Genomic DNA, 20,518 nt, shown 5'->3' with positions numbered 1-20,518 from the left:
ATGCTCAGCGCCTGAACTTGCGCGGCTGACGCTTGCGCGCCGCCGAATTCTGATCTTGCAGGATCGCGTCCACGCGCTCGGACGCCTCGCGCGACAGGCGCAGCGCCAGTTCCGTGTCCGGGAAGTATTCGGGCTGGCGGTAGGCCAGCCAGGCGTAGGCCGAGTACAGCCGGCACGCGTCCTCCACCTCCTGCAGGTTCATATAATGCAGCGGACTGTCGCTGGGCCGGAGATGGGTCACCTTCTTGTGCGCCAGCGACTTGGCCCAGTTCTCCCAGGCGTTCTGCAGCGCCGGCACCTTGGCCGAAATCGGCACCAGCGACAGCGCGAATTTCTCCGCCACCGTCAGCTCCAGCGTATCGAGCCAGGCCGCGCGCTCGAACTGGTCCTCGGTGATGCGCGGATAAAAGAAGCCGTCCGGCACGTCGATGTTGTGCACGAAACGCTTGAGCAGCTTGGCCAGCGCCTGCTCGTGCGTGACCGACGAGATGCGGTGCAAATGCTCGAGCGTCGGCGCCACCGCGAAGCCGGTGGTTTTCAGGGGCACCGGCTTTTCACGCAGCAGCGAGCGCATCACGTTGTGGGTCTCGTTGTCGTAGCCGGCCACCAGGCCTTCCTCGTGCACGCCGAAGCGCCCTGCCCGGCCGGCGATCTGGCGCGCCAGCGCGGCCGGGATCTCCTCCTCCTCGTAACCGTTGTACTTGACGCTGGTGGTCATCACCACCCGCGCGATCGGCATGTTGAGGCCCATGGCGATGGCGTCCGTGCCCACCACCACATCGGCCGCGCCGTCGCGGAAGCGCTGGGCCTGCGCGCGCCGCACCTCCGGCGACAGATTGCCATACACCGTGGCCACCGACAGCCCGGCCTCGGTCACCATGTCGCGCCACATCAGCACCTCGCGGCGCGAGAAGCAGATCACCGCGTCGCCACGGCGCAGGTTGCTCAGCTTGCGCACGGCGGCCGGCTCCATCGACAGCGGCCCCTTGCGCTTGAGCAGATGCACCTCCAGCTCGCATTCCAGGCGCGCGGCCAGCACCTCGATCGCGCGCCGCGCCTCCGGGGCGCCGACCAGGTACACCACCTTGGCCGGCGCGCCGCACACGGCGGCGGTCCAGGCGGCGCCGCGGTCGCGGTCGGCCAGCATCTGGATTTCATCGATCACCGCCACGTCGACCGGGGTCTGGGTATCGAGCATCTCCACCGTGCTGGCGACGTGGGTGGCGCCCGGCTCCAGCCGGCGCTCCTCGCCCGTCACCAGGCTGACCTTGAGCGGTTTGCCGTGCTGCGTCATGTCCTGCAGGCGCTCATAGTTTTCCAGCGCCAGCAAGCGCAGCGGCGCCAGATACACGCCGCTCGGGGCCTTGCCCAGGGCTTCCATGGCCAGGTGGGTCTTGCCGGAATTGGTCGGCCCCAGCACGGCGATGAACTTGCGCTTCATGCGGCGCGCCACCTCGAACGAGGCCGGATATTCGGCCAGGTTGATGCTTTGGCGGGTGCGCTCGGCGTGCTGTTCCTCCATCTCGCGCTCGACCGCGTGCTCCAGACGCTGGCGGATGCGGTCGAACACCAATCCGGCCGGCTCGGCGATCTGCATGTCGCTGAGGGCGTTCAGGAAAGGCTCGGCGTCCATGTCGCAATCGTCGCAGGCATCGGACAACTCCGCCACGAAAGCGCTGACGTGGCCGTGCAGCTCGGCGATCGCCTCGTCGCTGGCGCGCTCGCGCAGCAGGGTGGCGCGGGCATCCATGTCCATCTTGCGCCACTTGGACGGCTTGGCCAGCACACCTTGGGTCGGCACCAGGTCATAGGGAACTCGACGGCCGGCGTACTCAACCATGCCGGTGATGCGCAAGAACACCCTGCCCTCGAGGCGCGCCAGCGACACGCCCTTCTCCACGAGGCCGAGGTGGTGTATGAGTTGATCGTCCTCGCCCGTATCGCCATCGGCATCAAAAGCGGGGGAAGCGGTGGAATAAACTTTCATGGGCGGGACTCAGTGGATCTGGCCGGCGATTATAACGCGCCCCGCGCCGCGCCGCCGATCCCGCAAGTTATAATGATGAGTTGCCGTACCACAAAGTTTCCCATGCCGCAAACCATAGAAACAGCAGTGCATCATGAGCTGCTGATTAAAAAAAGCCGATTTATCGCCTGCGTGCAGCCGATGGCGGATCGCGCCGGTGCGCAAAAAATCGTCGCGGAATTAAAAGCCCAGCATCCTGGCGCCGCCCACGTATGCTGGGCATTATTAGCCGGCGGCCAATCGGCGGCGGTGGACGATGGCGAACCAAGCGGCACCGCCGGCCGTCCCATGCTCGATGTATTACGCCATCAGGATCTGGAAGGCGTATTGGCCACGGTGGTGCGTTATTTCGGTGGCATTAAATTAGGTGCTGGCGGCCTGGTACGCGCTTATGCCGACAGCGTGGCGCAGGCATTATTAAAAGCCGAGAAAATCGCGATTATCAAACAACGCTTTTTGATTTGCAGCGCCCCATACGCGATGGAAGGACTGGTGCGGCGCGAAATTGAATCCGCCGGGGCGGTGCTGAATAATGTGCACCATGCCGACGATGTGAAATTCGAATTCAGCCTGGCCGATAGCGCGGCCGAATCACTGATTATCCGCCTGAATGAAGCCGGCCACGGCCGCATTTCCTGGACCAAACCCGAGGACGAATAAACAACGCGGCCCGCATCGCTGACGGCCGCGCTGTTCAAGCTGATTCATAGCTTATTCGCGCTAATTTTTGGCATGAACCAAGGAGCTCGCGCCAGCCCACGTCATTCTGTGCCACAGGGATTCCAGCGGTCCTTGCGAATGACGGGCCAACCACCACACGCTGAACTGGCGCTGCACCACCGCCAGCACGATGCCAATCGCCAAGGCGAAACTGGCGCCCGTATATTTGTACATGCCGAGTCCGAAACCATAATAAATCGTGGTGCCGACAATCGACTGCACCACATAGCTGGTTAAACTCATGCGGCCGAGCGGCGAGAATATCTCCAGCCACCGATGAGAATAAAACAGCAGTGTAAATACAGAAACCAGCACCACCATGAACGCGACGTTCGACCACGAAGTCACGATAGTCAGTAATGGCCGGGCCACAGCCTGGCCCACGCCCCACGTCTCCGGCCAGGTTTTCAAGATATAAAGCGGAATAAACGCCAACACGGCAATCAACAACGTGCGGCGCCAGAAAGCGTCATTACCTTCCTTGAATAAACCCTTGCGGCCAGCCAGCATGCCAAGCATAAACAACGCGGGAATCTGGAATATCCGGCCATTTTCCCAGCTCCAGCGAATAACGCCGATCTTGCCATTAGTCAGATTACCCCACCAGACCTGGGCAGCGGTGCCGTGAGCGAAATATTCATTGGCATTGCCAAAATAAGCCCAGGAAGCGGGATCGGCCAGTTTCTGATCGGGGTTCGGCAGCGCCTGGATAAACTCTATCCAGGCATAAGGCTGCAGCAATAACACCACCGCAATCGCCAGCACCCAGCGATTACCGAGACGTGCGACCGGTATCAGCGCAAAGCCGAGCACCGCGTAAATACTCAGGATATCGCCGTGATAAAACATCGAATTTAAAAGGCCAAAACCCAGCAACAGCACCAGCCGCCACGCGAAGCGGGCGCGGAAATCCTCGCCGCGCAGTTCGCGGTTGTGGTACTGGATGTAGAAAGTCATACCAAACAGCAAAGCAAAAATGGCATACGACTTGCCGCCGAACAGGAAAAACAGACTGTCCCAGATCACCTTGTCGACCGCCTTCAGCCATTCCGGCAGGCCGGCCGGCTGGAAATAGAAATCAAAATGCTCGATGTTATGCAGCAGCATGATGGAGACGATGGCGAAGCCGCGCAGCGCATCGATTACATCCAGCCGGGAATGATTAGTTGTCATGAGTCTCCACCTATCCTCGGGTAAAAATGAACAGAATGCCAAGTGTAATGGAATCGATCCCAAGACACACGCGGATAGTTACATGAATTTTGTTGCCCTACGGGAACGATGCGTGTATATTGGAGAGAATTCACCGCATTACTGATCGCCAAATTCCCGCGATCGCCTTTTTCCTCTCTGGCCTTATTCCCGCCAACGTTCCGCCCGGAACGCGAGTCCACTCGACTAACGGAATACCATCATGAAACTCGACAACCTCAAGGTAGGCACCCGGCTCGGACTGGGTTTTGGCGCGCTCCTGCTGATGCTGGCGATCACCATCGCCATGAGCATCTACAGCCAGGCCGAACTGGCGGACAACACCGACGACATCGTCACCGAGACGTATCCGAAAGTGCTGCAAGCGCAACTCATCATGAATCACAACAACAAGATCGCGCGCTCGCTGCGCAACGCCTTGCTGATCAAGGATGAAGCCAAGGCCGCCAAGGAACTGTCCGTAGTGATGGAAAAGCGCCAGGAAAACAGCGAAGCCATGAAAAAGCTGGGCGAGATGGTCAAGTCCGGCAAAGGCGTGGAATTGTTTCAGGCGGTACAAGCGGCCCGCACGCCCTTCAACGAATCGCTGGATGAAGTGATGCGCCTGCGCCGCGCCGGCGACATCGACGGCGCCGTCAACGAAATGCTGGGCAAGATGCGCGGCCTGCAACTGGCATACATGGCGGCCATCGACGCCCTGATCGCGCACCAGAGCGCCAACATGGAAAGCGCCCGCGCCAGCGCGGAAGCCACCTACCGGCAGTCGCGCAGCCTGTCCATCGGGCTGGGCCTGGCGTCACTGGCGCTGGGCGCGGCGCTGGCCTGGCTGATCTCGCGCCAGCTGCTGCGTCAGCTGGGTGGCGAGCCGAACGACGTGGCCGCCATCGCCGGCCAGATCGCGGCCGGCGACCTGGCGGTGCCTATCCCCTTGCGCCAGGGCGACCAGCGCAGCCTGCTGTTCGCCATCCAGGGCATGCGCGACAGCCTGGCCGACATCGTCGGCCAGGTGCGCAGCGGCGCCGACTCCATCGTGACGGCCGCCACCGAAATCGCCAACGGCAACATGGACCTGTCCACGCGCACCGAGCAGCAAGCCGGCTCGCTGGAAGAGACCGCATCCTCGATGGAGGAACTGACCGCCACCGTCAAGCAAAACACCGAGAACGCGCGCCAGGCCAACACCCTGGCCCTGAACGCCTCCGACATCGCCGTGCAAGGCGGCGCCGTGGTGGCCGACGTGGTGCGGACCATGGACGCGATCAACGAATCGGCGAAGAAGATCGTCGACATCATCGGCGTAATCGATGGCATCGCGTTCCAGACCAACATCCTGGCGCTGAACGCGGCGGTCGAAGCGGCGCGCGCGGGCGAGCAGGGGCGTGGCTTCGCGGTGGTGGCATCGGAGGTGCGGGTGCTGGCGCAGCGTTCGGCGGAAGCGGCCAAGGAAATCAAGAAACTGATCGACGACTCGGTGGGCAAGGTCGGCGCCGGCACGCAGCTGGTGGGCGAAGCCGGCGCGACGATGGAGAGAATCGTCGCGGCCGTGCAATCGGTGACCGCCATCATGGGCGAAATCAGCACCGCCAACAACGAGCAGGAAGCCGGCATCGAGCAGATCAACCACGCGATTGCCGAGATGGACACGGTAACGCAGCAAAACGCCGCGCTGGTGGAAGAAGCGGCGGCGGCGGCGGAAGCGCAGCAAGACCAGGCGCACCAGCTGGTGCAACTGGTAGGCGTATTCAAACTGGCGACCGACCCGGGGCAAGCGGCAGCGCCGGCCGGCCGTGCGGCGCAGCGCCACAAGCCGCGACTGTCGCTGGCCCCCCCGCGCGACCACCACCACCTCGCCGCCGCCTGAAAAATCCGGGGTCAGGTCCTCCATTTCTACACGAGCCCAGCAGTAGGCGTGCCTACTGCTGGGCTCGTGTAGAAATGGAGGACCTGACCCCGGATTAGAATTTGATGGACAAGCCCACGGTCCAGCTCCAGTCCGGCGTGTTCTTGTTCAGGCCGCGCGATAGCGCGGTGTCGATCTGCACCATGTCGGTCAGCAGATACCCGCCGCCGATGTCGAACGTGGTCACCGAGCCGCCGTGGCGGCCGCGCGCGATCCGCGGCGCCGAGTATTCGACGAAGGTGCGCAGGCGCTCGCTCCATTCCTTGCCCAACACGAGCCCGAAGATGCCGCCGGCGTAGCGCTCGCCCTGATCATCGTGCTGCCAGGCGATGCCCGGCATTACGCCCAACCCCAGGTCCCCCGGCAACTCCCACTCGGCCGCCAAACGCAGCGAGCCGCCCCTGCCGGCGGCGCGGAAAGCGGGCGAGCCGCTGTCGAGGTCGACATGGGCCAGCACGCCCAGCGACGGCCGCGCGCCCTCTTCGTCGGCAACGTGCCATTTCACGCCCAGCGAGACGTCGCCATAGCCGTTTTGTGTGACGCGCTTGCCGGCTTCATCCGTGACCAACCGCATGCGGCCGTCGGTTTCGATCCGCGCTTCCACCGTGTCGCTGAGGCCGAAACGCAGCAAGGTCGGGCTGTAGTAGGTGCGCTGCTTGACGCCATCGGCCTTGTTGCGATCGAGCGCGAAACTGGTTTCGATCTGAAAGCGGCCCCGGCCCACCACATTGCTCGATTCCACGAAATCAGGGCGGTCGGTGACGATCTGGTCTTTTTCCTCGTCCGCGCAAGCCAGCAAGGGCGCAAGCAGCAATGCCGCAGTCCATAAACGAGGCATGTTTTCTCCTCTACATGATGCACAATGGACGTCACCCTAACACATTGGTATAAATCAATCGTTGGTAAATTCCCACACTGAAACATGACGATAGAAAAACTTCCACCGACGGCCTTCGATGAGTTCCTGGCCTATCTGAACGACCATCTCTCCGACAATGGCCGCGACGGCACCGCCTATTTCCAGCCCCTGCCGCGCGACGCCTCCCGCTTCCCGCCCGAGAAGGCGGAGGCGTTCAGGAATGGCTTGCGGATCGAGGTCGGCAAGCCCGGCTGGCGACGCGCGTGGGTGGCGCGCGCCGACGACGGCGCCATCGCCGGCCACATCGATCTGCGCGGCCTGCCGGAAAATTACACCAGGCATCGCTGCCTGCTGGGTATGGGCGTGGATCGCAAGCACCGCCAGCAAGGCCTTGGCAGCCAACTCATCGCCCACGCCGAAAACTGGGCGCTGCTGGCCGGGGTGCAGTGGGTGGATCTGCAGGTGCTGTCGGTGAACACACCCGCCATCAAGCTTTACGAGCGCAGCGGTTACCGCAAAACCGGCGAGATCCCGAACATGTTTCTCCTCGACGGCAAGCACTATAGCTACACCTTCATGACCCGCCGCCTGCGCTAGGGTGTCCGGTTCCGGACGGTGGTGCGCGGAGACGGGCAAGCCCGCCCACGCCGCCCAACGCTAAGCCTATGATTTTCAAGCGATTCCAGCCTGGCACGCAGGTTGCAATACAGTGGGCATGGATACCGTTATCAACCCCGCCATCATCGCCCGCCGCAAGCGCAACACCGCGCTGGCGGCGGCCGCCCTGCTCGCCACGCTGAGCCTGACCGCCTGGGCCATCAACCGCGCCGTCAGCCCCAGCGTGGACGCGAGCAAGGTCAGCATCGCCACCGTGCGCGGCGGCGCCATCGCCAACACCATCAACGCTTCCGGCATCGTGATTCCGGTGCATGAGGAGCTGGTGTCGAGCCCGATCCAGACGCGGGTGGCGAAAGTCCATGCCAAACCCGGCCAGCAGGTGCGGGCCGGCGAACTGCTGCTGGAACTCGACAACCGCACCATCCAGCTGGCCATCGATGCACTCAAGGAGCAGCTGGCGCAGCAGGAGAACCGCATCCTCGCGCTGACGCTGGAAATGGACCAGAAACGCAAGCAGCTGACCAGCGCCATCGAATTGCTGGAACTCGATCTGCAAGCCACCCGCGTCAAGCTGGGCCGTTACCAGACCCTGCGCAAGGCCGGCGGCGTCTCGGCCGAGGATTTGCTGACCGCCGAACTCAACGTCAAGCGCACCGAGATCCAGTTGCGCCAGCACCGCGAGCAGATCGAGGACGGCAAGCGCGTCACCAACAGCAATATCGAAGGCGCGCGCCTGCAAAAAAGCATCCTGCAAAAGCAGTTGCAGGAGCAACAGCAACTGCTGGCGCAAACCCAGGTGCGCGCGCCTTTCGCCGGCATGCTGACCTGGCTGCTGGCCGATGAAGGCGCCAGCGTCAGCACCGGCCAGCTGGTGGCCAGGGTCTCCGAGCTCAACAACTACAAGGTGGAGGCCTCGCTGTCCGATTTCCACGCGCGCGCGCTCAGCGCCGGCCAGCAGGTGCTGGTCGAACAAGGCAACGTCAAGCTGCGCGGCGAGGTGCAGACCGTGCTGCCGGAAATCCAGAACGGCACCGTCAAGCTGCTGGTGACGCTGGCCGAGCCGCATCACAGCATCCTGCGCAACAAGCTGCGCGTGGAGGTCAATATCATCACCGAGCAAAAACAGAATACCTTGCTGGCCGATTACGGCCCCGCCTTCAACGGCCGCGGCCCGCAGGATATTTTCGTGGTGCGCGACGGCATCGCCCGCAAGACCACGCTCAACATCGGCGCCAGCGATGGCAAGAACGTGGAAATCCTGTCCGGCGCGCGCGCCGGCGACCAGCTCATCATTTCAGACACCAGCCGCTACAAGGACCGCGACAGCGTCCGCGTGGCCCAATAACAAGGGAGCCCTCAACAATGATCCGCCTGCACAAAGTCAGCAAAACCTACCAGACCGACAAGGTCGAAACCCTGGCCCTGAAGGACATCGACCTGCACGTCGAGAAGTCCGAGTTCGTCAGCATCATGGGCCCCAGCGGCTGCGGCAAGAGCACCCTGCTGAACCTGATCGGCCTGCTCGACGAGCCGGGCGCCGGCTCGATCCACGTGGCCGGCACGCCGGTCGCGTCGTACAAGGACAAATACGTGGCCAAGCTGCGCAACCAGACCTTCGGCTTCATCTTCCAGAGCTTCCACCTGATTAACGACCTGCGCGTGATCGACAACGTCGAGCTGCCGCTGTTGTACCGCAACGTCTCCACCAAGAAGCGCCAGCGGCTGGCGCGCGAGGCGCTGGAGAAGGTCGGCCTCGGCGCGCGCATGGACCACTACCCGAACCAGCTGTCCGGCGGCCAGCAGCAGCGCGTGGCGATCGCGCGCGCCATCGTCGGCCAGCCGCAAGTGCTGCTGGCCGACGAACCCACCGGCAACCTGGACAGCAAGATGGGCCAGGAAGTGATGGACATCCTGCTCAAGCTGCACAGCGAGGGCACCACCATCGTCATGGTCACCCACAACGAGCACGAGGCCCGGCAGGCCGGCCGCATCGTGCGCGTGTTCGACGGCCAGCTGGTCGCGTAAGGAGCGCGCATGTTCAGAAATTATCTGCTGACCGCATGGAAGGTCTTCATGCGCCGCAAGCTGTTCACCGCCATCAACCTGCTGTGCATCGTGCTGACGCTGGTGGTGCTGGTGGTGGTCGCCGCGCTGCTGGAGAACACCTTCTACCCGACCGGCGTCGAGGGCCGCAGCGACCGCTATGTGCAAATGTTGCTGTACCGCTCGTCGCACACCGACAAGCCGGGCTGGCGCAGCGGCACGCTGGGCTACAAGGTAATCGACAAATACCTGAAGCCGCTGAAACACGCGGAGGTGGTGTCGGCCGCCGGCCTGCCGCTCACCATCTCGGTCTATCAGCCCGACCGCGTCAGCAGCCTGCAAATGCGCCAGACCGATGCCGAATACTGGCAAATCCTCGACTTCAGGCTGCTGCAAGGCCGGCTGTACAACCAGGACGACGTGGCGCAGGGCCGCATGGTGGCGGTCATCAACGAGGCCACCGCGCGCAAGCTGTTCCCCGGCCAGCCCTGGCTGGGCCAGAAGTTCAACGCCATGGGGCAGGACTTCACCGTGATCGGCGTGGTGCGGGACGAGCTGCACGTCAATGCGGTGTCCGACATCTGGGTGCCGCTCACCAGCCAGCCCTCCAGTGATTACAAGGATCAGATGTTCGGCGCCTTCAGCGCCATCATGATGGCGCGCTCGCCGGCGGAATTGCCGGCGCTCCAGCGCGAAATCATCGAGGCCGCCAAACACGTGCAGTACGACGATCCCAACCGCTTCAACACGACCCAGTTCTGGGGCGACTCCAAGCTGGCGCTGTTCTCGCGCACGCTGCTGAACAGCCAGGCCGACGATGGCGGCGCCTCGACGCTGCTGTCCATCATCGTCGTGCTGATGCTGCTGTTCATGGCGCTGCCGGCGCTGAACCTGATTAATCTGAACATGGGCCGCATCATGGAGCGCAGCAGCGAGATCGGCGTGCGCAAGGCGTTCGGCGCCACCAGCCGCCAACTGGTGTGGCAGCTGGTGCTGGAAAACGTGCTGCTGAGCCTGATCGGCGGCGCCATCGCCCTGGTCCTGGCCAGCGGCCTGCTGTGGTGGATGGAAAGCTGGGGCGTGCTGCCCTATCTGAAAGTCCATCTGAACTTCGCCATCTTCGGCTACGGCCTGCTGATCGCGCTGGTGTTCGGTGTCCTGTCGGGCGTAATTCCGGCCTGGAAAACCTCCCGCATGGCGCCGGTCCGCGCATTGAAAGGAAATGCATAATGCTGCGCCATCTGCTTAAACTGATCTGGAAACGCAAGGGCCGCAACATGATGCTGAGCCTGGAAATCCTGCTGGCGTTCATGCTGGTGTTCGCGATCGCCGCCTTCGGCCTGCGTTACTGGCAGCTGTACCAGCTGCCGGTCGGCCACAATTGGCGCAACCAATGGTCGGTCTCCATCCTGCCATCCGGCCCGGAGATTCCGAACGACCCGGTCCTGTTCGACAACATCAAGCGCAGCCTGCTGGAACTGCCGGAGGTGGAATCGGTCGCCTTCAGCTCCTTCCCCACCTACACCTTCACGCGCTGGACCGAGGACTACACGCTGCCCGACGGCAGCGCCAAGCTGACCATCGACGGCATGGCGGTCTCCGACGATTTCTTCGCCACCATGGACATGCGGCTGGTGGCCGGCCGTTTCTTCTCCCGCATCGATGACGGCGCCGACGCCGCCCCGGTGGTCATCAACCGCAAGCTGGCGGACCGTTGGTTCCCCGGCAAAAACCCGATCGGCCAGCTTTACCTGCTGCCGCGCGACAAGGAGCAGCCGGTGCGCTACCGCGTGGTCGGCGTGGTCGAGCAGTTCCGCTCGCAGGGCGACTACATGGACCCGGTCTATTTCATGCTGCCGCGCTGGGTGCCGGGCGTCGCCAAGGAGGCGGCCAGCGCGATCGTGCTGAAGGTAAAGCCCGGCACGCCGCGCGTGTTTGAAGCCAAACTCGTCACACGTCTGAAACAGATCCGCAACGACTGGACCTATCTCGCCGGGCCGCTGGAGGATGCGCGCGACGCCATCATGCGCACGCAAACCACGCCGCTGGTGATCCTGTCGGTGATCGCCGCCTTCCTGCTGGTCATGGTGGCGTTCGGCCTGTTCGGCGTGCTGTGGCAGAACACCACCCAGCGCATCCCCGAAATCGGCCTGCGCCGCGCGCTGGGGGCGGACGCCGGCAGCATCTACCGCCAGATCGCCACCGAGCAGATCCTGCTCAGCAGTGGCGCCATGCTGGTCGCGCTGGTGCTGCTGGTGCAATTGCCGCTGACCGGCGTGCTGGGCGACGGCCTGAACTGGCCGGTGTTTTTTGGCGCGACGGCGCTATCGGCCAGCGTGATCTATCTGCTATCCTTGGTCTGTTCGCTCTACCCCGGCTGGCGCGCCGCGCGCCTGAGCCCGACCCAGGCGCTGCACTACGAATAAACAATGGAACCGACTCGCAAGCAACGCATTTTAATTATCGACGACGACAACGCGGTGCAGGTGTCGCTGGCCTTGCTGCTCAAGCAGTCCGGCTACGACGCGCTGTGCGCCGACGATCCGAAACAGGCGCTGGCCATGCTGGCCGCCCAGCCGGTCGACCTGGTGCTGCAGGACATGAATTTCTCGCTGCAGACCAGTGGCGAGGAAGGCCTGCGGCTGCTGGCCGACCTGCGCGCCGCCTACCCCGCCCTGCCGGTGCTGCTGATGACCGCCTGGGGATCGATCGCGCTGGCGGTGCGCGGCATGCAGGCCGGCGCCGCCAACTTCTTCACCAAGCCGTGGGACAACACGCAGCTGGCGGAATTGATCCGCACCACGCTGGAGGCGGCCGCGCCGGCCGCGCCGGCCGCGCGCTCGTCGCGCCAGGCGCTCGACGCGCAGTTCGATTTCAGCGCGATCGTGGGCGAGCATCCGCGCCTGCTGAAAGTGCTGAGCACCATCGGCCAGGTCGCCAACACGCGCGCGCCGGTGCTGATACTGGGCGAGAGCGGCTGCGGCAAGGAGTTGATCGCGGACGCAATCCATCGCAACAGTTCGCGCGCGGGCAAGGCCATCGTCAAGATCAACATGGGCGCGATCACGCCGTCGCTGTTCGAGAGCGAGATGTTCGGCCACGTGCGCGGCGCCTTCACCGACGCCAAGACCGACCGCAAGGGCCACGTCGCCAGCGCGCACGGGGGCACGCTGTTCCTGGACGAGATCGGCGAACTGAATCGCTCGGACCAGGTCAAGCTGCTGCGCGTGCTGCAGGACCAGACCTATCAGCCGGTGGGCGCCAGCCGCAGCGAGCAGGCCGACGTGCGCGTGGTGTCGGCCACCAACCGCGAGCTGGCGGAGTTGGTGGCGGGCGGCGAGTTCCGCGAGGATTTGTTTTACCGGCTGAACCTGATCACCATCCGCCTGCCGCCGCTGCGCGAGCGGCGCAGCGACATTCCACTGCTGGCGCGCCACATCCTCGGCGAGGTGTCGGTCAGCTACGGCCTGCCCGCCGCGACGATCACGCCGCAGGCATTGGAATGGCTGAGCGCGCAGCCGTGGCCGGGCAACATCCGCCAGTTGAAGCAGACGCTGGAGCGCACCTTGCTGCTGGTCGGGCGCGGCGAATTGCGGCAGGCGGATTTTGTCGCCGTCGAGCAGCATGAGCATGGCGGCGGCCCCGGCGCGGCGGGCGCGCGGCTCGGCGTCGACGGCATGACGCTGGAGCAGGTCGAGCGGCACATGATCGTGCACGCGCTGGAGCAGCACCACGGCAACATCTCGCGCGTGGCCAAGGCGCTTGGGCTGAGCCGCACCGCGCTCTACCGCCGCCTCGAACGCCACGGCCTCGGCGGCGCTGCCGACGCCGCGGACGCCGGCAACCTCGCCCACGCCGGCGCCGGCGCACGCGGCGGCTGGAGATGAGCTTGCGGCGGCGCTTGTACGCCTATCTGATCGTCACCCACCTGCTGTTCCTGGCGATCACCGTGCTGCTGTTCCGCAGCCAGCCGGTGCTGATGCTGGTTCTGGAAGCGGCCGTGCTGCTCAGCCTTGCGCTTGGCGTGCGCCTGATCCGCCGCGCGCTCGAGCCGCTCGGCTACACGCGCCACTTCCACGACCTGCTGCAGGACCAGCACTACGCAGCCCGCCTGCAACTCAGCGGCGACGCCGAACTCAACGAACTGGTCCAGCTGTTCAACACCATGCTGGGCGCGCTCTATCAGGAGCGCCTGCAACTGGGCGAGCAACAGGGCTTCCTGGACAAGCTGCTGGAGGCCACGCCGAGCGCCGTCATCGTGTTCGACTTCGACGGCCGGATCAGCCTGTTGAACGCGAGCGCCCAGGCGCTGACCGGGCTGCGGGACGCCAAAGGCAAGACCCTGGCCGAATGCCCGCCGACCGAACTGCTGGCGCAACTGAACACCCTGCCGCTTGGCGACTCGCAGCTGCTGGCCGACGCCGACGGCCGCCGTTATCGCGGGCAGCGCGGGCAATTCTATGATCGCGGCTTCGCCCGCCACTTCCTGCTGGTGGAGGAGCTGACCGAGGAACTGGAGAGCTCGGAGAAATCCACGTACGACAAGCTGATCCGCGTGCTGGCGCACGAGGTCAACAACACGGTCGCCGCCACCGGCTCGGTGCTCGACTCGCTGCTCTACTACCGCGACCAGCTGGCCGCGCACGACCGCGAGGACTTCGGCACCGCCATCCTGGCCGTCCAGCGCCGCAACGCCAGCCTGGGCGAGTTCATCGAGCGCTTCACGCGCGTGGTGAAGATGCCGGCGCCGGAGCTGCGTCCGAACGCCGTGCGCGACCTGATGGACGACATCCTCTACCTGTACCGCGAACAATGCCGCGGCCGCGGCATCCACATCGCCTGGGAGCGCTGTGACCAGGTGCCGGCCATCGCCATGGACCGCCACCTGATGGAACAGGCGCTGCTGAACGTGGTGAAGAACGCGATGGAGGCGGCCGAGGCGGGGCACGGCGCGGACAAGCGCATCGGCCTCGTGCTGGCGAATGAAGCGGGCGGCGTGCGCCTGTCGGTGATCGACAGCGGCAACCTGCTGGGGGAAGTGCCGGCGCGGCAGCTGTTCACGCCCTTCTTCACCACGAAAAAAGGCGGCCAGGGCATCGGCTTGCTGTTCGTGCGCGAAGTGCTGAACCGGCACGGCTTCCACTACCGCCTGGCCGCCACCGGCGATGGCGCGACCAGCTTCGATATCTGGTTCTGAGCCCAATGCCGCTAAGTGAAGCCTTTTTCGACCACAAACTGATGAACCGTCATTCCCGCGCAGGCGGGAATCCATAGGACGCGTGGTCATAAGTTCAGCATGGATTCCCGCCTGCGCGGGAATGACGGCATCAGGCTCCGAGCCGGGCTTTACTGCACGCGCTGGACCTTGGGATTGCGGTGCGCGCCTTCGATGTCGAGGAAGATCGCGCCCAGCAGGCCGCGCTTGACGGTCACTTTCGGATTGTTCAGCTCCACCACATCCTCGGTATCGTCCACCACTTTCCAGACCTGGCCGTTGGCCAAGCGGATGCGCTGGCCACGCACCCAGCCGTCGAACGGGCCGCTGATGCTGGTCTCGATCGAGTTCAGGCGCGCCGATTTCAGAATTTCCGGTTCGCGGCCGAACATGGCCGCCATTTCGGCCTCTGTGGGCGCGGCCACCGTGGTGTAGGCCGGCGCGGCGGCGCGCGCGGCGCCAGCGGCGGCGGCAACCGCCGGGGCGGCGAACGGCGCGCCAGGAGCGACCACGATGGCGTTGTAGCAGGCCAGGCGCACCGGGCCATCTTCCAGCTGGCGGCATTTCAGCAGCGCCGCGTCATCGGCCAGCGCGGCCGTCGAAACCAACATCAGGGCAAACAGAGCTTTCATCGCGACTCATCCATTAAAAAGACACTGCCGCGATTATAGTCAGAATTCCTCCCAGTCGTCCTTGCCGCCGGACGCGGCGCCGGCCAGCCGCGGCGTGGACGGCTTCAGCGCCGCCGGACGCCGCGCCACCGGCCTGGCGATGGACGCGGCCGGGGCCACGCCCGCCGGCATGCCGTCCACGCGGAACACGCTGACCACGCGCTCCAGATTGGCCGCCTGATTCTGCATGGCCTCGGCCGCGGCGGCGGCCTCCTCCACCAGCGCCGCGTTCTGCTGCGTCACCGTGTCCATCTCGCTGACGGCCTGGTTGATCTGCTCGATGCCGGCGCTTTGCTCGTCGCCGGCCGTGGATATCTCGACCATGATGTCGGTCACGCGCTGCACGCTGGCCACCACCTCGTCCATGGTGTGGCCGGCCTGCTCGACCAGCTTGCTGCCGATCTCCACCTTCTCCACCGAGGTGCCGATCAGCTCCTTGATCTCCTTGGCGGCCGAGGCCGAGCGCTGCGCCAGCGTGCGCACTTCCGACGCCACCACCGCGAAGCCGCGGCCCTGCTCGCCCGCGCGCGCCGCCTCCACGGCGGCGTTCAGCGCCAGGATGTTGGTCTGGAAGGCGATGCCGTCGATCACCGAAATAATGTCGACGATCTTGCGCGACGACTCATTGATCGCGCCCATGGTGTCGACCACCTGCGACACCACCGCCCCGCCCTGCTGCGCCACCTCGGAGGCCGAGCGCGCCAGCTGGTTGGCCTGGCGCGCGTTGTCGTTGTTGGCGCGCACCGCGCTGGTCAGCTCCTCCATCGACGACGCGGTCTCCTCCAGCGAGCTGGCCTGCTGCTCGGTGCGCGCGGACAAATCCTGGTTGCCGCTGGCGATCTGGGTCGAGGCCGAGGCGATGGTTTCGGTCCCGGTGCGCACCTCGGCCACGATGCGGGCCAGCGCGTCGCGCATCATCTTCATGGCGTGCAGCATGCTTTGCTCGTCGTCGCCGCGCGTGTCGACCACCACCGTCAGGTCGCCGGCGGCGATGCGGCTGGCGATGGCCGCCGCGTAATCGGGCTCGCCGCCAAGCTGGCGCAACAGGCCGCGCGCGATGTGCACCGCCGCGATCGCGCCGACCGCGATCGCCACGCCGCTCAACACCAGCATCAGGGCGCGGGCGCGCTCGTAGGCGGCGGTCGCCTCGGCGGCGTCGCGCTGGTTGGCTTCCTTTTGCAGCGCCGCATACTCGTCCATGGCGTCCTGCCAGGCCTGCGTGTTGGGGCCGGCCTGCTGCATCAGCACCTTGGTTGCCTCGGCATCGTTGTCGGCCAGCGCCAGTTCGAACACCTTGTCGTTCAGCGGGCGCGTGAGCCTGGCCTGGGCGGCGATGCGGTCGCGGATTTCCACGCCCTTGGGCGTGGCCGGCATTTGCGCCAGCGTCTCCACCGCCTTGTTGTAGATTTCGCGCGCCTTGGCGACTTTTTCCATCTCGCGGCGGATGGCGTCATGGTCGGTGAGCAGCACCACGCTGCGCGTCACGCGCGCCACGATGTGCACCGACTCCGACATATCGTTGACCAGCTGCGTCTTGACGGCATTCTCGTTGACGATACGGTCCAGCTTGGCATGGATCGTGCTCATGTTAAACACGCCGAGCATGGCCACCAGCAGCAACAGCACCAACACGAGTCCGAAACCCAGGCTCAACCGGGTGCCTACCTTCATCGTGGCCATACATGCTCCTTGCAAGTGGAATGCAGGAAATTGTAGCTCGCAACCACCAAAGGGTAACCTTATAAATATCGGGCCCAAAACAACTTACAACACTTGCATATGTGAATTCTGTATAGGCATATAGCCAAATATTCGCTGGGCGCGCGATGGGAACCTATAAAATGCACGATCGGTTACAAATAAGTAGTAAAGGATAAGCAATGACGATCAACGTAATCCTCAACCTGGTGGCGGCGCTGGCCTTGCTGGGCCTGCTGTACGCGCAACAGCGCAAGCATGCGTCGTTTTCGGTGCGCGTATTCACCGGCATGGGGCTCGGCGTGGTGCTGGGCGCGGCGCTGCAGGCGATCTACGGCGCCGGCGCGGCCGACGTCAAGACCACCGGCGACTACCTCGACATCGTCGGCACCGGCTACGTCAAGCTGCTGCAAATGATTGTGATGCCGCTGATTATGGTGTCCATCATTTCGGCCATCCTGAAACTGAAGGGCATCAACTCGCTCGGCAAGATCAGCGCGCTCACCATCGGCACGCTGATGGCCACCACGCTGATCGCGGCCAGCATCGGCATCCTGATGGCCAAGGCCTTCAGCCTGAGCGCGGTCGGCCTGACCGCCTCGGCGGCCGACATCGCGCGCGGCGTCTATTTGCAAGGCAAGGTGGAGGCGGCGCAGGCGATTTCGCTGCCGAGCATGCTGCTGAGCTTCATCCCGGCCAATCCCTTCCTCGACATGACGGGCGGCCGCAAGACCTCCACCATCGCGGTGGTGATTTTCTCGGTGTTCATCGGCATCGCCGCCACCGGCATCCATGACAAGAAGCCGGACATCTTTGCCGCGTTCGAGCGCTTCATCCAGGTGGCGCACGCCATCGTGATGCGCATCGTGACGCTGGTGCTGCGCCTGACGCCCTACGGCGTGTTCGCGCTGATGGCGCAGGTGGTGTCGACCTCCAGCTACACCGACATCCTGCGCCTGGTCGACTTCGTGCTGGCCTCGTACAGCGCGCTGCTGCTGATGTTCGGGGTGCACCTGCTGATCGTCTCCGGGCTGGGCCTGAATCCGCTGCGCTGGACCAAGAAGATCCTGCCGCTGCTGACCTTCGCCTTCACCTCGCGCAGCAGCGCGGGCGCGATCCCGATGAGCGTGCAGACGCAAACCACGCGCCTCGGCACCTCGGAAGGCATCGCCAACTTCGCCGCCTCGTTTGGCGCCACCATCGGCCAGAACGGCTGCGCCGGCATTTACCCGGCCATGCTGGCGGTGATGATCGCGCCGACCGTCGGCGTCGATCCGTTCACGCTCGGCTTCATCGCGCCGCTGCTGGCCATCATCACCATCGGCTCGGTGGGCGTGGCCGGCGTCGGCGGCGGCGCCACCTTCGCCGCGCTGATCGTGCTGTCGTCGATGAACCTGCCGGTGGCGCTGGCCGGCCTGCTGATCTCGATCGAGCCGCTGATCGACATGGGCCGCACCGCGCTCAACGTCAGCGGTTCGGTGACGGCGGGCGCGGTCGCCAGCCGCGTGCTGGGAGAAACCGACCAGGCGGTCTTCAACAGCGACGCCGAGGCACCGATCGACAGCGACCGCAAGGCCGCCTGACGCGCGCGCGGGAACCGCCGGCACGCCGGCGCGGTCTAATCATTTCCCTTAACCGAAAGGAAAAATGATGACTATCCTGCCTCATGCGATGAAAATCCTGCTGGGCGCGGCGCTGACGGCGTCGCTGCTCGGCGCCTGCAACAAACGCCCGGCTGACCAGCCGCCATCCCCCGCCACAGCCACGCCCGACAGCACCACCACCCCGGCCACCACCCCGAGCGGCGGCACCGGCGCCACTGGCGGCACGGGCGCTACTGGTGGCGCGACTGGCACCGGCGGCGCCGACGCCAGCGGCACCGGCGCGGCCGGCAACAACACTGGCACCACGCCACCCAACCAGCAGCAACAGCAAACCAGCCCGCCGCCGGCCAAGCAGCAGTAACAAAAAAAAGGGCCCGAAGGCCCTTTGCTTGCTACGCGGTTCCGAACTTAGAACTTGTAGTTGTACGAGATGCCGACCAGCGACAGGTGGGTCTGGAACAGGCCGCGGGTGGTTTCGCCGTTGCCGGTGCAGCCGGTCGCCAGCGGATTGCACTGGTTGGTGTAGTTGATCTTGGCATCCTTGAAGTCCAGGTAGCTGTAGGCCAGATCGATCGACGAACGCGGGCTCAGCTTCCAGTTGGCGCCGAAGGAATACTGCATGCGGTCGCTGTCAGGCAACGCCGGGTGGGTCAGCTCCGCGCTCTTGACCGGCGACTCGTCATACGCCACGCCGGCGCGCAGGGTCAGGTTGTCGTTGTAGGCGTAGTTGCCGCCCAGCGAAACGCGCACGGTGTTCTTCCACTGCTGGCGGATCACCTCGTCACCCTCGCCGGTGCCCGGGAACTGGATGTTCAGGTTGCCCATGCGGTTGTTGCGGGTGAAGGTCACGTCGGCCATGCCGGCCCACTTCGAATCGAACTGGTGGAACACGTTGGCCGACAGCGTCTCCGGCGTGCGCAGGGTCACCAGCGCCGCCGAGTTGACCTTGTGCGAGGCCGCTTCCAGCACCTTGTTGACGATCGGGTCGGTGGTCACCTGGGAGAAGTCCCACACGGTGCTGCCGCGCAGCTGGTGCGACACCGACGAGCGGTAGGCCAGGCCGAAGCGGGTGTTCTCGTCCAGCGTGAACAGGTAGCCCAGGTTGAAGCCCCAGCCCCAGTCCTTGCCGTCGTTCGAGCCGTGCCCGTCCTTGACCGAGCGCAGCAGCGCGGGATTGCCGCCCAGCGCGGTGATCTGCTTGATCAGCAGCGCGCCCTGCGCCGCGCCGGCGCCGCTCGACAGCGCGGCGATCGAGCCCGGCACGTCCACCGCCTGGCCCAGCTCGGCCTTCATGAATTCGGCGTTGATGCCGAAGCCGAAGGCGTGGTGCTCGTTCAGCTTCCACGATACCGACGGGTTCAGGGTGATGGCTTCCAGCTTGATGTTGGACAGCGCGTAGCGGCCGTTCCAGGTGTTGCCGTAGTCCAGCTTGGCGCCGTAGGGCACGAACAGGCCCAGGCCCACGGCCCACTTGTCGTCCAGCTTCTTGCTGACGTACAGCGACGGCGCGGTCACCGCGTCGGGCGCGTAATCCTTGGCGGCGGTGCCGCCGGTCGGGGCGCCGGTGAAGTGGGTCGAGCCGGTGTCGTTGTAGGTCGAGTGCGGCACCACCACGGTGGCGCCGGCGCTGATCTGCGTGCCGTCCAGGCGCGACATGCCGGCCGGGTTGTAGAAGATGGTCGAGGCGTCGTTGGCTTCGGCGCCGTTGGCGTCGGCCGTGCCCTGGCCGGCCACGCTCTGCGAGCCGAAACGGTAACCCGAGGCGTGCGCGCCGACGGAGGCCGCGCCCAGGGCGGCGGCGATGAGCAGGGAGAGGTATTTGCGCTGCATGGAGGTCTCGCTTTATCAGATGTTATAGGGTCCGGTAGCCAAAAATTGGTACTGGAAGGCCAGCAGCATACACCAAAAAAAGCCAAACCGAGCATTCGCTCTGCATTTCATTAATAAAAAAA

17 protein-coding genes are annotated in these 20,518 nt (G+C 64.8%); 11 read left to right on the top strand and 6 right to left on the bottom strand.

Going from position 1 to position 20,518, the window contains the following annotated elements; translation table 11 throughout:
- Positions 1–4: 4 nt before the first annotated feature.
- Positions 5–1,987 carry a helicase-related protein gene (locus FHW83_RS23455; RefSeq protein WP_176648784.1) on the bottom strand — a complete coding sequence of 661 codons (1,983 nt, stop codon included), beginning with the start codon at positions 1,985–1,987 and terminating at the stop codon, positions 5–7.
- Positions 1,988–2,089: 102 nt separating this feature from the next.
- Between FHW83_RS23455 and FHW83_RS23450 the strand changes: the two genes are divergently transcribed.
- Entirely contained in the window at positions 2,090–2,686 is a 597-nt protein-coding gene (locus tag FHW83_RS23450; protein WP_176648783.1) for a YigZ family protein, read from the top strand.
- A gap of 60 nt (positions 2,687–2,746) precedes the next feature.
- Here FHW83_RS23450 and FHW83_RS23445 read toward each other — a convergent pair whose 3' ends face one another.
- Positions 2,747–3,919: a DUF418 domain-containing protein gene (locus FHW83_RS23445; protein ID WP_176648782.1), complete on the bottom strand. Its 1,173-nt coding sequence runs from the start codon at positions 3,917–3,919 to the stop codon at positions 2,747–2,749.
- Positions 3,920–4,160: 241 nt separating this feature from the next.
- Here FHW83_RS23445 and FHW83_RS31175 point away from each other — a divergent pair, with 241 nt between their 5' ends.
- On the top strand, positions 4,161–5,819 hold the full coding sequence (locus FHW83_RS31175; RefSeq protein WP_176648781.1) for a methyl-accepting chemotaxis protein: 1,659 nt from the start codon (positions 4,161–4,163) through the stop codon (positions 5,817–5,819).
- A 94-nt stretch (positions 5,820–5,913) separates the two neighbouring features.
- Here the strand turns inward: FHW83_RS31175 and FHW83_RS23435 are convergent, their stop codons facing one another.
- Positions 5,914–6,696, bottom strand: a complete 783-nt coding sequence (locus tag FHW83_RS23435; protein WP_176648780.1) for a transporter — start codon at positions 6,694–6,696, stop codon at positions 5,914–5,916.
- An 84-nt stretch (positions 6,697–6,780) separates the two neighbouring features.
- Between FHW83_RS23435 and FHW83_RS23430 the strand changes: the two genes are divergently transcribed.
- The 7 genes from FHW83_RS23430 to FHW83_RS23400 all read left to right on the top strand — a co-directional run bounded on the left by FHW83_RS23430 (position 6,781) and on the right by FHW83_RS23400 (position 14,575).
- Positions 6,781–7,314, top strand: a complete 534-nt coding sequence (locus FHW83_RS23430) for a GNAT family N-acetyltransferase (RefSeq protein WP_176648779.1) — start codon at positions 6,781–6,783, stop codon at positions 7,312–7,314.
- A 118-nt stretch (positions 7,315–7,432) separates the two neighbouring features.
- The gene (locus FHW83_RS23425; RefSeq protein ID WP_176648778.1) at positions 7,433–8,680 is read left to right on the top strand and encodes an efflux RND transporter periplasmic adaptor subunit; all 1,248 of its coding nucleotides are present in this window, start codon (positions 7,433–7,435) and stop codon (positions 8,678–8,680) included.
- A gap of 17 nt (positions 8,681–8,697) precedes the next feature.
- A complete protein-coding gene (locus FHW83_RS23420; RefSeq protein ID WP_176648777.1) occupies positions 8,698–9,360 on the top strand; it encodes an ABC transporter ATP-binding protein in 663 nt (220 codons plus the stop codon).
- Positions 9,361–9,369: 9 nt separating this feature from the next.
- Positions 9,370–10,608, top strand: a complete 1,239-nt coding sequence (locus FHW83_RS23415) for an ABC transporter permease (protein WP_176648776.1) — start codon at positions 9,370–9,372, stop codon at positions 10,606–10,608.
- Entirely contained in the window at positions 10,608–11,804 is a 1,197-nt protein-coding gene (locus FHW83_RS23410; protein WP_176648775.1) for an ABC transporter permease, read from the top strand. The genes FHW83_RS23415 and FHW83_RS23410 overlap by 1 nt, the downstream gene beginning before the upstream one ends.
- 3 nt (positions 11,805–11,807) lie before the next feature.
- Positions 11,808–13,265, top strand: coding sequence for a sigma-54 dependent transcriptional regulator (locus FHW83_RS23405; RefSeq protein ID WP_176648774.1), 1,458 nt, complete (start codon positions 11,808–11,810; stop codon positions 13,263–13,265).
- Positions 13,262–14,575, top strand: coding sequence for a PAS domain-containing sensor histidine kinase (locus tag FHW83_RS23400; RefSeq protein ID WP_176648773.1), 1,314 nt, complete (start codon positions 13,262–13,264; stop codon positions 14,573–14,575). Before FHW83_RS23405 ends, FHW83_RS23400 begins: the two co-directional genes overlap by 4 nt.
- Before the next feature lie 149 nt (positions 14,576–14,724).
- Here the strand turns inward: FHW83_RS23400 and FHW83_RS23395 are convergent, their stop codons facing one another.
- On the bottom strand, positions 14,725–15,225 hold the full coding sequence (locus FHW83_RS23395) for a hypothetical protein (RefSeq protein ID WP_176648772.1): 501 nt from the start codon (positions 15,223–15,225) through the stop codon (positions 14,725–14,727).
- A 39-nt stretch (positions 15,226–15,264) separates the two neighbouring features.
- On the bottom strand, positions 15,265–16,935 hold the full coding sequence (locus FHW83_RS23390) for a methyl-accepting chemotaxis protein (RefSeq protein ID WP_176648888.1): 1,671 nt from the start codon (positions 16,933–16,935) through the stop codon (positions 15,265–15,267).
- A 209-nt stretch (positions 16,936–17,144) separates the two neighbouring features.
- On the opposite strand from FHW83_RS23390, the gene FHW83_RS23385 reads away from it, so the two are divergent.
- The gene (locus tag FHW83_RS23385; RefSeq protein WP_176648771.1) at positions 17,145–18,545 is read left to right on the top strand and encodes an L-cystine transporter; all 1,401 of its coding nucleotides are present in this window, start codon (positions 17,145–17,147) and stop codon (positions 18,543–18,545) included.
- A 67-nt stretch (positions 18,546–18,612) separates the two neighbouring features.
- Positions 18,613–18,927, top strand: coding sequence for a hypothetical protein (locus tag FHW83_RS23380; RefSeq protein WP_176648770.1), 315 nt, complete (start codon positions 18,613–18,615; stop codon positions 18,925–18,927).
- A 47-nt stretch (positions 18,928–18,974) separates the two neighbouring features.
- Here FHW83_RS23380 and FHW83_RS23375 read toward each other — a convergent pair whose 3' ends face one another.
- A complete protein-coding gene (locus FHW83_RS23375) occupies positions 18,975–20,396 on the bottom strand; it encodes an OmpP1/FadL family transporter (protein WP_176648769.1) in 1,422 nt (473 codons plus the stop codon).
- Positions 20,397–20,518: the final 122 nt, after the last annotated feature.

It is taken from the genome of Duganella sp. SG902, from assembly GCF_013376005.1.
In the GTDB taxonomy this organism is placed as follows: domain Bacteria; phylum Pseudomonadota; class Gammaproteobacteria; order Burkholderiales; family Burkholderiaceae_D; genus Rugamonas.
Note: the sequence above shows the minus strand (reverse complement) of the source record. Positions and strands in the feature narration are given on the sequence as shown.